Source organism: Shewanella sp. KX20019 (genome assembly GCF_016757755.1).
Taxonomy (GTDB): domain Bacteria; phylum Pseudomonadota; class Gammaproteobacteria; order Enterobacterales; family Shewanellaceae; genus Shewanella.
Genome location: NZ_CP068437.1, coordinates 731,718 through 744,894, shown reverse-complemented (window position 1 = coordinate 744,894; position 13,177 = coordinate 731,718). Strand labels below are relative to the sequence as shown.

Below are 13,177 nucleotides of genomic sequence, written 5' to 3'. Positions count from 1 at the left end.
AGTCATTAGCAATTATAGACCGCGCGTCATTACATGCTTGAGATAACCAAACTAAGCAAAGAAAATAACCTTAAAGTCACCATTCAGGCACTATCATCTACCTACAAATCGAATATCTTTTTAATAAGCCCTGCGGCATCATCGAACTGATAACTGTGAACCATTGCCACGGCAGGACTCATTTGGTGCCAAATGTCAGCAGCCACGCGACCTTTAATCTCATCCATTTTTTCAACCGCATCAGAGTCGGCATCTTCCAACATGCTTAACAGTAGCGCTGCCGCTTCTGCCAGCTCAACGTCTGATAAAGTTTGCTTTGCGTCATCTTGTTCGGTTAACTCACCATGGTGAGGAAGCTGCGACATCCATTCAGATATAGCTTCACAAATAACTGCAATAAGTGTGGTTAATTCAGCTAATTCAGCTACGATATCGGCGTCGCCAGCAACCATTAGCTTAGTTTCGATTGCTTTAGCGACCTCAATTAACCTAGGGGCACATAAGTTACCAGACACCCCTTTTAAGGTGTGTGCATAGCGGATGGCGTCGTCTGTTTTACCTTGGCTTATTGCTAGCTCAATCTGCTCAGCCGTATGCATTTGGCTTGTATAAAAACGCTCCAAAATTCGCTTATAAAGCCGAACTGAATTCTGTACTAACTGTAAACCTTTATCGACGTCTAACTCTGAATGTTGTGGCCAAAATGGCACATCGCCTTCGGTTATAGCGCCCTCTATTGTGGTATCTAACCGTGGCTGCTCGCCATCACCCAAATACGTCAGTAGAGTGGAATATAACAATGAAATCTCTATCGGTTTAGCGATATGGTCATTCATCCCCACACGCAGGCATGTATCTTTATCTCCTGCCATTGCATTGGCTGTCATCGCTATCACTGGCAGTGCTGCAAGTTCTGGTATTTTACGCAATGCTTGAGTCGCTTGATAACCGTCCATAACTGGCATTTGACAATCCATTAGCACCAGATCGAATGGTTGTGTCGCCAGCTTCTCTAATGCCACTTGGCCATTCTCGGCTATCGATAAAACGATTCCAACTTGCTCTAGAAACTCAGTAGCAACCTCTTGATTCATTTCGTTGTCTTCAACTAATAAAACGCGTTTACCTTTTAGCTGCTTCAATAACGCCTGACTAATATCTACGCCCTTACGACGCACTGGCATAGTGCCATTTTTACTCAGCGACGACATGATGCCATCAAGCAAACGCGAGGCACTGATAGGTTTAGTAATATAGCCCGCGATATCCATATCATTGATATGCTCTGTTAAATCAGTATTTGCATGGGCAGAGACGATCAATATCTTGGGCGGGGTGTCACTGTTTTCAATGATCGCTGCAGACGCCTCTAAGCCATTCATCTCAGGCATTAGCCAGTCGATCAACGCAAGTGGATACTGGCGGGTCTTACACCGCGCTACTGCTTGAGCGCCACTTTTCACTGTGTCGACTTCAAAGCCCATGCTTTCGAGGGTTGTGCGCAGGATATCTCGCGCTGTTGCGTTGTCATCAGCGACTAATATTCGCATTCCCTCTAACTCTTCTCCCACCTTTAACCGTTTATTGTCGGCAACTTTAAACTTAACGGTAAAGAAAAAGGTACTGCCGTTGCCGAACTGGCTTTCGACACCGATTTCGCCACCCATCAGCTCCACCAGCTGCTTACAGATAGCCAGCCCCAGACCTGTACCGCCATACTTTCGAGTGGTAGATGTATCGGCCTGACTAAAGGATTTGAATAATTTACTGCGCTGTTCCTCCGTGAGACCGATGCCGTTATCACGAACACTGAACTTAAGCACAATGTTATCTTCAGCTTGTTCTAGCTGGCTAATAGACAGCAAGACTTCGCCTTGTTCAGTAAATTTGATCGCATTATTCATCAAGTTTATCAACACTTGACTCAAGCGTAACGGGTCACCTTCTAAGTACTGAGGAATATTTGGTGCCACCGCAAACAACAACTCTAGCTGCTTATCCGCAGCTTTAGCTGCAAACATGTCACTTAAATCTTCCAGCATGGTGTCGAGCTGGAATGGCACTGCTTCAATGTCTAATTTGCCAGCTTCAATTTTTGAAAAATCTAAGATGTCATTAATAATTCCCAATAAAGACTTAGAGGCCCGATCTATTTTTTGCACATAATTTTGCTGTTTGTTATCGAGATCCGTTTGCAGACACAGTTGCGACATACCAATGATGGCATTCATGGGTGTGCGGATTTCGTGTGACATGTTAGCTAAGAAATCACTCTTAGCTTTACTGGCGGCATCGGCAGAATCTTTCGCCTGCTTTAACTCATCAGACAGCTGTTTTAACGAGGTGATATCCGACATCGACAACACCGCAGAATTGAGTTTGCCGCGTTTATCTTGCAAGCCTGTTAAGGTCACATCCATCCACATCACATTGCCAGATTGGCTTAGCAGACGGATCTCCGTTGTCATGCTATTGCCACCCTTCTCCATCAACTCAACAAACATTGCTTTGGTTGCATCACGGTCATCTGTGTGCTGATAATCAAAGAAAGAGCTGCCGTTTAGCTCATCTGACGACAACTGCATATAGTGGCCGAACTGCTCATTACAATCTAAGATCGCGCCGCGATCATCCACATTAACAATTCCGATCCCAGCGTGATCAAACAGCGCCCTAAAGTGGGCTTCACGTTTTGCTAGCTCTCGGTCTATCTGCTTGCGCTCGGTAATATCCATCAAATAACCGTTCCAGATAATGCTGCCATCGGCTAACTGATTACCATGTGCGCCGGCTTGCAACCAACGAATATCACCCATTGGGTGGCGATAACGGAACTCTTCTGTCCAGTTAAGTGCCGATTGGCTAGCACCAGATAACGCTTCGATAATATGCGAACGCTCATCAGTGATAATGCAATCGGCAACCAGATCGAAATTATCTACCACTTGATCTCGATGGAAGCCTAAAGTGGTAATACAGGCGCTTGATAAGAAGGTGAACTCGCGATCGCGATTCGATCGCCAATGCAGCTGATAAACGGTACTTGGGATCGATTCGGTTATGGTTTCTAACTGCTGTTGGGATTGAGCAATTTTCTCTTGTGCGGCTTTACTGGTGGTGATGTCGTTAATACTGCCATCAAACCACAGCGCGACACCATCTGCATCGTAAATCGCTTTACCTTTTTCATGTACCCAGTGAATGGTTGAATCGCGGTGCTGAATACGATATTGCACTTCAAAGCTTTGTTGCTCAGCTAAGGCTGCTTCGATTGCACGGTTAGCTGTAGCGAGATCCTCTTCAACAATCAAGCTAGCAAAGCTACGCTTACTGTTCTCAATAAAGTCTGAGGCTGGATAACCACTGATATCGCCAATATTGTCACTGACATACTCCATCACCCAGTTATCATCAATTCGGGTGCGGTAAACAGCCCCGGGAATGTTAGTGACTAAACCACGAAAGCGGTTTTCACTGTCTTTAATCCGCCTAGCAATCGCTAGCTCTTCGGTCATATCTCTGACTGTAGCCACTACTTGCTGCACACCATCAGCGCCAAGGGGCAGCATACCCAAACTGATTTCAACCGGGAATTCACAACCATCGGCTTTCAATGCCATTAGATCAGATGTCATTCCTAGGCCCATTTTACGATCTCGGCCCTCGGCAACAAACTTATGCCGCAAGCCAGCATGATGTGGTCGAGTAGCGTCAGGGACGAGAGCATCAACCGACATCGTTAGCATCTGCGCTTCATCATAACCGAACAATAACTGACATCGACTGTTGGTAAATACCAGTCGGCCAGCTTCATTAACAATAAGCATTGCCTCTGGTGCGGATTCAAGCACCGCGTTTGACCAAGCCGCTGCAGAAAACTGCTGCGTCACATCATTGAATAACATTTCAACTGAGATTATCTCTTGGTTATCTGACAGTAGCGGCTGCATAAACACATCTAAACGGCGCAGATTGCCCTTGGCATCAAGCATTTCGATCTGGTGGGGAGGAACGTTATGCCCTTGTAATGCTTCATCCATATAATGCCAATTTTTTTCATTGATGGGATCATCAGAAAACATCCGCTGGTACTTACGTTTCAACAGTTCAGGATTGACCCCTAGTACCTTTTCAACCCCCTCGCTGACCTGCGCTATCTGACCATTAGGCTCAATCGAGCAATAAAAGGATTTGTCACTCATACCATCAATTAATTTGGCAAATCGGTTACCCCGAGAATCGAGTAACGCTTGCTCACGCTCCTCTAATACTCTCGCCATATCATTGAATTTATCGGTTAATGTGATTAGCTCGCTCACGGCCCCTTTCGGTTTATTGAGCCGCTTGGTTTCTCCTGCGCCAAAAGCGGCTATACCAGCCTCTAGCTCCTCGATTGGACGGGTTAACCTTCTGGCTGTGAGATAACCGGTGAGCAGTAGCACCATTGAAATTAACAATAAATTTAACGCTAGGGAGGAAAATCCAAGTAAAAACTTGTTATGAAGCTGCTGTTGCTGCGTCATAATTATCACCCGCCAATTAAGCGTTGGTACCACGCCGACACTGGCAAGAAAGGTGTCACCTTGGCTATCTTGAATGTGGCTATAACCGGGACGACCACTGTCGATTAATTCTATAAAGGCTTGGTTATCGGCAGACTTCGCTAACCACTTTTCAGTACCGTTCTCAAGCAACAGCGATTGATTTTTGTGGTAGATAAGTTGACCTTTATCATTAATAACAACGATTCGTTTTGCTGTTACATTCACCATATTAGGAATGGAACTTAATGCCAAATCGACCGTAACGACCCCATCATATGGCTGTTGCAGACCAAACGGTTGCGAGTAGCTAATCATCAATGCGTTGCCAGCACCTTCATCAAAGTAAGGGCTAGACCAGTAGCCATTGATGTTGTCTATCGCCTTACTCCACCACTCCCATGAGCCATCGGTGTAATCATAGCCATCGACACCAATATCAATGATCTTAACCTTGCCGTTGTCTCGATAAGCGTAGGGAGCAAACAGCTCTCTATCGCCAGTTGATGCCCTTTGGAATGCAATAGCGCTGCCATAGAAATCTGGGTGTCGATCCAATCTGCGAGTTAATATTGTTTTGAGTTTATCTTCGTTATTGAGCAGCGACTGTGCATCAGCTTCACTCAGTAGATCTGCAACCGAACGAGTATCGTTTTGAGCAGCAAGTAGAAAGAACTGGATCCGACCAGCAATATTCTCAGCCTGCTGCTCTAGATCGTCATAGATGTACTTCTCTTCAGCTTGATAGTTAAACCAAGCGTTAATACTGAATACTACGGCCATTATTGCAATTAAGGGGAATGCTATTTGCGATAAAATTCGGCTTCGAAAGGTGCGACGTCTGCTCATATCCATAATCCACAGTGCTATCGGTTGTGATGATTGTGACTCTAAATAGGCTAGCTTTAACTACTGTTATCTTGGTACTCATGCGTTGAAATTTAATCTGCTAATAGACAGTAAGCGCAATATTTAAACCACTATCCATAGTGTAGACAAGACTAGGAGCCAATACCTAAAAAGACCTACATAAACTTTTGATTCACCCCAGTAAAGTAATTGGTATATCAGGGCTATAAATGCAACTTCGACGGGTATTCCTAGGTGATTGCGTGCTAGATTGGTAACAGCTAAACAAAATAGGCTGGGCCATGGATGCCACTGCGCATTTTAATCAAGTGTGGGGTCTATCAAGGAGTTGTAATGGGCAACAGTATCGTGACATTAACAGCGGTATCGAAAGGATTTAATGACGGCGATAAATATCATCAAGTACTGGATGATATTAACCTACAGCTTGAAAGTGCAGACACTGTCGCACTAACCGGCCCCAGCGGCTGTGGCAAAAGTACCCTGCTTAACATTATCGGTGGTTTTGAATTCATCGATAGCGGAATGCTCTCTCTCTTCGAAAATGACACAACTCCTTGGCAAGATAAGCAATGGAGCCAATTTAGGCGTAGTAATTTAGGCGTGGTTTTCCAACAATTCAACCTACTCACTCCGCTCAATGTAACAGACAATATCGCATTTTCGCTACGTCTTAATCGTCAGCAATGGTCGCCTTGGTGCGATCATTTAATCAAACAGTTGGGCTTAGATGAGGTAAAACATCGTCATGTAGAAACGCTTTCAGGTGGCCAGCAACAGCGAGTCGCTATCGCTCGAGCCTTAGCTCATCAACCCAAATTATTGTTAGCCGATGAACCCACAGGCAATCTAGATGAAAAGGCCGGTAGAGAGGTGATGCAGTTGCTGACTGAACTCGCTCGCGAGTCTGATACCAGTATCCTCATGGTGACGCATAGCGCTGAGTGTGCAGCATTCATGCAAAGACGCTGGCACTTGGAGCAAGGTAGCATCAATGAGTAGCCCATTGTGGTTAACAGTTAGGTTAAGCCTTGCTGTTTTCGCACGGCATTACTTTAAGGCTCCTCTACAAGCAGGGGCTATTTTACTGGGTTTTATTTTAGCGGTAATGCTGCTCATTGGGGTGCGTGCCACTAACGAAAATGCCGTGCGCAGTTATTCACAAGCCACCGAACTCTTAAGCCAGCGAGCGCAACTTATTTTAGCGCCTGTCACTGGCGAAAAAGCCATAGATGAATCTGTCTATATAAACCTTCGGCAAGCGGGTATCACTCAATCATTAGCCGTGCTTACTGGCACTGTCACCAATAGCGCAGGCCAACGCTGGGATATTCAAGCCAGCGACCTTATCGCGGCGTTATCGGTGCAACAGCACCACAGCAAAACAAATGGAACTGCACTACCTGCCAAAATATCAATGCTCTCTAGTGGCATTCCGCTAGCCAAACTACTCTCTGGTCAGCCCTATATCCTCATGAGTCAAAGCTTTGCCGAACAAGTCGCCCCCAAGGGCGCGTTCGAACTCGCTGGCCAGATGCTATCTGTCATCTCAGTAGATGATGAATTCGGCCTAGGCAAAGCCATCTTAATGGATATCTCATTGGGTCAGAATTTACTGAACCAACCAGGTGAATTGAGTTACATCGCGCTCTTTGGTAATGCCACTCAATTGACGGCAAAAGTCACGCAAACATTTAGCCAACAAACTGTTAAGCAGTTTGAGTTAGCGCAGCAAGATGAGGGAGAAGGACTCACCAGTTTGACCCGCAGCTTTCATCTGAACCTAACGGCAATGAGTTTACTTGCCTTTGTAGTAGGTCTTTTTATCGCTTATAACGGCGTACGATATAGCCTGTTAAAACGACAAAGGTTACTAGTGCAACTGCAACAACAAGGTGTACCTCAACGTGCCTTGCTCATCGCGCTTTTTGTTGAGCTATTAACCTTAGTCATCATAGGGTCTGTGCTCGGTTTTATCTTAGGATTACAACTAAGTCACTGGTTGCAACCTATGATAGCGTTGACGCTGGAGCAGCTTTATGGTGCCAGATTGCTACCCGGATTATGGCAATGGAGCTGGCTCTATCAAGCCATTGGGCTTACTTTTGCAGCCGCCATATGTGCTTGTTTACCGCTGTTTAACGCACTGGCTAAGCAGCCACTCGCGCGCAGTAGCAGTCGTTTTGAGCAGCAACGCCATGCAGCAAAAACTCAGCGAGTACTATTTTTGATAGCTATCGCTTTACTTGCACTCGCTGCAGCACTTTTTCCCTTTAGCCGTGACTACCAACACAGCTTAATCCTACTAGGTTTAGTCACCGTTGCTATTCCACTGTTACTGCCATTATCACTGCAGCTTTGCTTGTCTGCTGCTACCCGCCTTAGCCGTAATAGTTTATGGCAATATGCTGTCGCTGAAAGTAAGGAGCTTATTGCACCATTATCATTAGCCATGATGGCTATGTTACTGGCACTGACCGCCAATATATCGATGAACACCCTAGTCGGTAGTTTCGAGATCACCCTCAGGAATTGGTTAGATGCGCGCTTATATGCCGATATTTATATACGGCCACCCAACGACAAAATAGGAGCCACTCAAGCACTGTTAGCCCAACAGCCTAAAGTTAGTACCATTTATGGACAATGGCTGCATAAAAGCCATTACCAAAATGTGCCAGTAAGTCTAATGACTCGAGATGCGCACTCACTAAGAAACAGTAATCAAATGAAGGCCGAAATTGATAACTTGTGGCCGCTATTCTTTGAGGGTGACACCTTGATGATAAGTGAGCCAATGGCGATTAAGTATCGACTGAACGTCGGCGATCTTGTTTCGCTGCCCGAATTTGAAAATGCTTCACAGCCACCTTTACCTATCGGCGCTATCTTTTACGATTATGGCAACCCGTTGGGACAGGTGATTGTTAGCCAACATACGTGGCAGCAATTAGGGTTACAGACCCGCCCCACTAGCATCGCCGCCAGTTACAGCGGTGAGATAGCGGAGCTCGAACAGATATTGCAGCAGCAAGTACCGCTGTCAGCGGCGCAGATGTATAACCAAGCTAAGATAAAACAACGGGCGCTGGAGATTTTTAAACGTACGTTCTCGATAACCTTAGTGCTAAATAGCCTAACACTGATGGTCGCCGCTATAGGGTTGTTCAGTGCGTGTTTGATGCTCACTCAGGCACGGCAAGCCCCGCTAGCCAGGCTCTATGCACTCGGCGTCAGTCGTAATCAGCTACGCGGGTTAGTGTCACTGCAAATGTTATTAATCATATTGTTTACCTGCATACTGGCATTACCCTCTGGAGCCCTGCTTGGCTACCTGCTCATCAATAAAGTCACGCTGCAGGCTTTTGGCTGGAGTATCGCCATGGTATGGGACTGGCAAGCTTATTTTCGAGTCCTATTTATTGCGTTAGGCGCAAGTGCACTGGCGGTGTTGCTACCGCTTTATTGGCAAACTCGCAAGCCACTCATCTCCAGCCTGCAACGGGAAGCATTATGAAAAAGGTCTTAGCTTGGGCGCTATTTACAAGCTTCATGACAGTATTTATTAGTGCCTGTTCACCAGCCCCTGAATCGTCAACCGGCATGGGACAACTGCTTGATGGCAACACCCAAGGCTACAGCCCCGTCACGCCTAATGTCGGTTTGCAGTTTCCTGACGACCATATGGCACATAACGATTTTAGGCAGGAGTGGTGGTATCTCACCGCCAATCTTGAAACAGAATCAAATGAGCAGCTTGGATTGCAGTGGACGCAATTTCGGATAGCACTGGCGCCACCAGGCGATATACAACCAATGGAGCAACAACAGGGAAATATCACTGTCGATAGCTCCCCTTGGCAAACTAAGCAGCTTTATATGGCGCATACCGCCATCACCAGCCAGACAGTTCATCAAGCTGATGAAAAGTGGTCTCGAGGACATAAGCGTATTGCAGGCACACAAGCAGAACCGTTAACCATCCGCCAAGATGACTGGCAATGGGTCAGCCAAAGCAAACAACTATTTCCAGCCACATTAGCGGTTGCCAGCAGTGATTTTAGCTACCTGTTGCAGCTTGATACAACAGCCCCGTTTCAGCTACAGGGTGATAACGGCTATAGCGAGAAAAATGCCGCTGGCACCGTGGCTTCCTATTACTATAGCCAGCCATTTATTACGGTGACAGGCAGTCTCGTCAGAGATGGAAAAACGGACAAGGTCAGCGGACAGGCTTGGTTAGACCGAGAGTGGAGCTCGCAGTTCCTGTCAAAAACGCAGCAGGGCTGGGATTGGTTTGCGATTAGGCTGGATAACAGCAGCACCTTGATGCTATTTCAACTTAGGGACGAAACAGGCGAGCAAGCTCACTTTTACAGTGGTAGACGCATGTACCAAGATGGCCGCGGTCATAATATCAGTAATAAACAGATCAGCATGACAGCAACAGCTTGGCAGCAAACGCCATCTGGCAACTACCCCGTGCAATGGCATATCGAAATTCCATCAGAGGAGATCGACATAAACACCAGCCCACTCAATAGTGACTCTAGTATGCCGCTGTCTATCCCTTATTGGGAAGGCCCTATCCATATTAGCGGCACACATAACGGAATGGGCTATATGGAACTCACTGGCTATTGAGCATAAAGTATCGATTTCAACTGCATAACAACGCCGCTACAGCCAATAATGACCTGCACATCACCCTCTTAAATAAGAATGGTTATCATTAATCAAGCTTATGAATATATTCAATATTTAATGTAGCGCAAGCTAACATTCCATTTGGACAAAAACCAATCAAGCTCCTAGTCTTTATTCACTCAATTGGGATCTAGATCACCTACAAAAAGTTGATCTTGGTCGATAAAAAACCTCATTACCCCTTGTGAGGTATACCCACAATTTATATGAGGTCTAGACTCAATGTAAATCTTAGTAAGTATCCATCTCTTTCTGTGCAGATGTTATTTGCCAAAACGAAGAAAGGTAGAAAGATGAGCAAAGAATTTCATATCACCAGCTTAGTCGTGCACGCCGCGTCCAAATCTGTTGCCGATATCAAGCAGCGTTTATCTGCGCTTGACGGCGCCGAAATCCATGCGGTTACCGATGAAGGAAAGTTTGTGGTCACCCTAGAGGGTGAAACCCAACGCTCCATCCTCGATAACGTTGAAGCTATTAATGCCTTTGAAGGGGTTATTAATAGCAGCTTAATTTATCATCAAGTCGATCCAGTAGAACAAAAGAGTGAGGAACACCATGAGCATTAGCCGTCGCGAGTTTCTAAAAGCCAACGCAGCCGTTGCCGCAGCAACAGCCGTTGGTGCGACTCTGCCAGTGAAGATAGTCGAAGCTGCAGAGCAAAAAGATAGCATTAAGTGGGACAAAGCACCTTGTCGTTTTTGTGGCGTAGGTTGTAGTGTTCTTGTCGGTACAGATAATGGCAAAGTTGTTGCAACTAAAGGCGATCCAGAAAGCCCTGTCAACAAGGGGCTAAACTGTATTAAAGGCTATTTCTTATCGAAGATTATGTACGGTAAGGATCGTCTAACGACTCCGCTATTGCGCATGACAGATGGCAAATATGACAAAGAGGGTGAATTCACTCCAGTCAGCTGGGATACCGCATTCGACACCATGGCTGATAAGTGGAAAAACACACTTAAAACTAAAGGCCCAACGGCTGTAGGTATGTTTGGTTCAGGCCAATGGACAGTTTGGGAAGGTTATGCCGCGTCTAAACTTCACAAAGCAGGTTTCCTGACCAACAATATCGACCCTAACGCCCGTCACTGTATGGCTTCTGCTGTCGGTGGCTTTATGCGTACCTTCGGTATCGATGAGCCAATGGGTTGTTACGATGATCTTGAAGCCGCAGATGAGTTCATCCTTTGGGGCGCGAACATGGCAGAGATGCACCCAATTTTATGGGCTCGCCTATCTGATCGCCGCTTAAGCAGCCCGACCAGCCGTGTACATGTATTATCAACATATGAAAACCGCAGCTTCGACCTAGCCGACAACGCCATGGTTTTCCGTCCTCAGTCTGATTTGGCGATCCTTAACTACATCGCTAACTACATCATCCAAAATGATGCTGTAAATAAAGACTTTGTCACCAAGCACACTAAGTTTGCACTCGGTACCACTGATATTGGTTACGGTTTGCGTCCAGAGCATCCGCTAGAGCAAAAAGCAAAGAACCCAGGTAACGGTAAGTCTGCGCCTATCAGCTTCGATGAGTACGCTAAGTTCGTTAGCACTTATACGCTGGAATACGCTGCAGAGATGAGTGGTGTTGAGCCAGAAAAACTCGAACTTATGGCTAAAGCTTATGCCGATCCAAAAGTGAAAGTAATGAGCTTATGGACCATGGGTATTAACCAGCACGTTCGTGGTGTATGGGCTAACAACATGCTCTATAACATCCACCTGCTCACCGGTAAAATCGCAACGCCGGGTAACAGCCCGTTCTCACTAACGGGTCAACCATCAGCATGTGGCACGGCACGTGAAGTCGGTACATTCTCACACCGTCTGCCTGCAGACATGGTGGTTAAGAATCCTAAGCATCGTAAGATCACCGAAGAGCTATGGCAACTGCCTGAAGGCACGATTCCACCAAAGCCTGGCTTCCATGCCGTATTACAAAGTCGCATGCTTAAAGATGGCAAGCTGAACTGTTACTGGACCATGTGTACCAACAACATGCAGGCCGGCGCTAACATCAATGAAGAGATCTACCCAGGTTTCCGTAACCCAGAAAACTTCATTGTCGTGTCAGATCCATATCCAACCGTCACTGCGATGGCTGCCGATTTGATTCTTCCAACCGCGATGTGGGTTGAGAAAGAGGGTGCTTACGGTAACGCTGAGCGTCGTACGCACATGTGGCATCAACAAGTTAAGCCACCAGAAGGCGCTAAGTCTGACTTATGGCAGCTAATGGAGTTCTCTAAGCGCTTCAAAGTATCAGAAGTATGGCCTGCTGAGCTTATCGCTAAGAAACCTGAATACGCAGATAAGACGCTTTATCAAGTGCTATTTGCCAATGGCGTCGTTGACAAATTCCCAGCGGAAGAGTGTAAAGCAGATCTTAATGATGAGTCTGATGCATTTGGTTTCTACGTTCAAAAAGGCCTATTCGAAGAGTATGCCCAGTTTGGTCGCGGTCACGCCCACGATCTAGCGCCGTTCGATACTTACCATGAAAACCGCGGCGCACGCTGGCCTGTTGTTGATGGTAAAGAAACGCTACGTCGTTTCGTTGAAGGTAGCGATCCATATGTTAAAGCCGGCGAAGGCTTTAACTTCTACGGTAAACCAGATGGTAAAGCGGTTATTTTTGCTCTGCCGTTTGAACCTGCAGCTGAAGAGCCAAACGAAGAGTTTGATATCTGGTTGTCGACCGGTCGTGTGCTAGAGCATTGGCATACAGGTTCAATGACTGCTCGTGTACCTGAACTTTACCGCGCTTATCCAGATGCACAGATCTTCATGCATCCAGAAGACGCTAAAGCACGTGGCGTAAAACGTGGTGACGAAGTGATTGTTGCCTCACCTCGTGGTGAAGTGAAAACCCGAGTTGAAACTAAAGGCCGTAACAAGCCGCCAAGAGGCGTGGCATTCATGCCATTCTTCGATGCACGTCAGCTGGTCAACAAGTTGTTGCTAGACGCGACTGATCCTCTGTCAAAAGAGACAGATTTCAAGAAGTGTCCAGTTAAAGTGACAAAAGCATAACTAGCCAATAAGCGGAG

The 13,177-nt window shown here is 46.3% G+C and carries 6 protein-coding genes; 5 read left to right on the top strand and 1 reads right to left on the bottom strand.

From position 1 onward, the window contains the following. Positions 1-101: 101 nt before the first annotated feature. Positions 102-5,396, bottom strand: a complete 5,295-nt coding sequence (locus JK628_RS03270) for a PAS domain S-box protein (RefSeq protein ID WP_202287851.1) — start codon at positions 5,394-5,396, stop codon at positions 102-104. Between the two features lie 348 nt (positions 5,397-5,744). Between JK628_RS03270 and JK628_RS03265 the strand changes: the two genes are divergently transcribed. The 5 genes from JK628_RS03265 to napA all read left to right on the top strand — a co-directional run bounded on the left by JK628_RS03265 (position 5,745) and on the right by napA (position 13,160). Beyond that, positions 5,745-6,413 carry an ABC transporter ATP-binding protein gene (locus tag JK628_RS03265; RefSeq protein ID WP_202287850.1) on the top strand — a complete coding sequence of 223 codons (669 nt, stop codon included), beginning with the start codon at positions 5,745-5,747 and terminating at the stop codon, positions 6,411-6,413. Continuing rightward, the gene (locus JK628_RS03260; RefSeq protein ID WP_202287849.1) at positions 6,406-8,928 is read left to right on the top strand and encodes an ABC transporter permease; all 2,523 of its coding nucleotides are present in this window, start codon (positions 6,406-6,408) and stop codon (positions 8,926-8,928) included. Before JK628_RS03265 ends, JK628_RS03260 begins: the two co-directional genes overlap by 8 nt. Further along, positions 8,925-10,055, top strand: a complete 1,131-nt coding sequence (locus JK628_RS03255) for a lipocalin-like domain-containing protein (protein WP_202287848.1) — start codon at positions 8,925-8,927, stop codon at positions 10,053-10,055. The genes JK628_RS03260 and JK628_RS03255 overlap by 4 nt, the downstream gene beginning before the upstream one ends. 356 nt (positions 10,056-10,411) lie before the next feature. Beyond that, positions 10,412-10,687, top strand: a complete 276-nt coding sequence (locus JK628_RS03250; RefSeq protein ID WP_202287847.1) for a chaperone NapD — start codon at positions 10,412-10,414, stop codon at positions 10,685-10,687. Beyond that, the gene (napA, locus tag JK628_RS03245; protein WP_202287846.1) at positions 10,677-13,160 is read left to right on the top strand and encodes a nitrate reductase catalytic subunit NapA; all 2,484 of its coding nucleotides are present in this window, start codon (positions 10,677-10,679) and stop codon (positions 13,158-13,160) included. Before JK628_RS03250 ends, napA begins: the two co-directional genes overlap by 11 nt. Positions 13,161-13,177: the final 17 nt, after the last annotated feature.

Excerpts from the sequence above, each read along its gene's own strand:
- JK628_RS03255 (WP_202287848.1), top strand. The coding sequence starts at position 8,925 with ATGAAAAAGGTCTTAGCTTGGGCGCTATTTACAAGCTTCATGACAGTA.
- napA (WP_202287846.1), top strand. The coding sequence starts at position 10,677 with ATGAGCATTAGCCGTCGCGAGTTTCTAAAAGCCAACGCAGCCGTTGCC.
- JK628_RS03265 (WP_202287850.1), top strand. The coding sequence starts at position 5,745 with ATGGGCAACAGTATCGTGACATTAACAGCGGTATCGAAAGGATTTAAT.
- JK628_RS03260 (WP_202287849.1), top strand. The coding sequence starts at position 6,406 with ATGAGTAGCCCATTGTGGTTAACAGTTAGGTTAAGCCTTGCTGTTTTC.
- JK628_RS03250 (WP_202287847.1), top strand. The coding sequence starts at position 10,412 with ATGAGCAAAGAATTTCATATCACCAGCTTAGTCGTGCACGCCGCGTCC.
- JK628_RS03270 (WP_202287851.1), bottom strand. The coding sequence starts at position 5,396 with ATGGATATGAGCAGACGTCGCACCTTTCGAAGCCGAATTTTATCGCAA.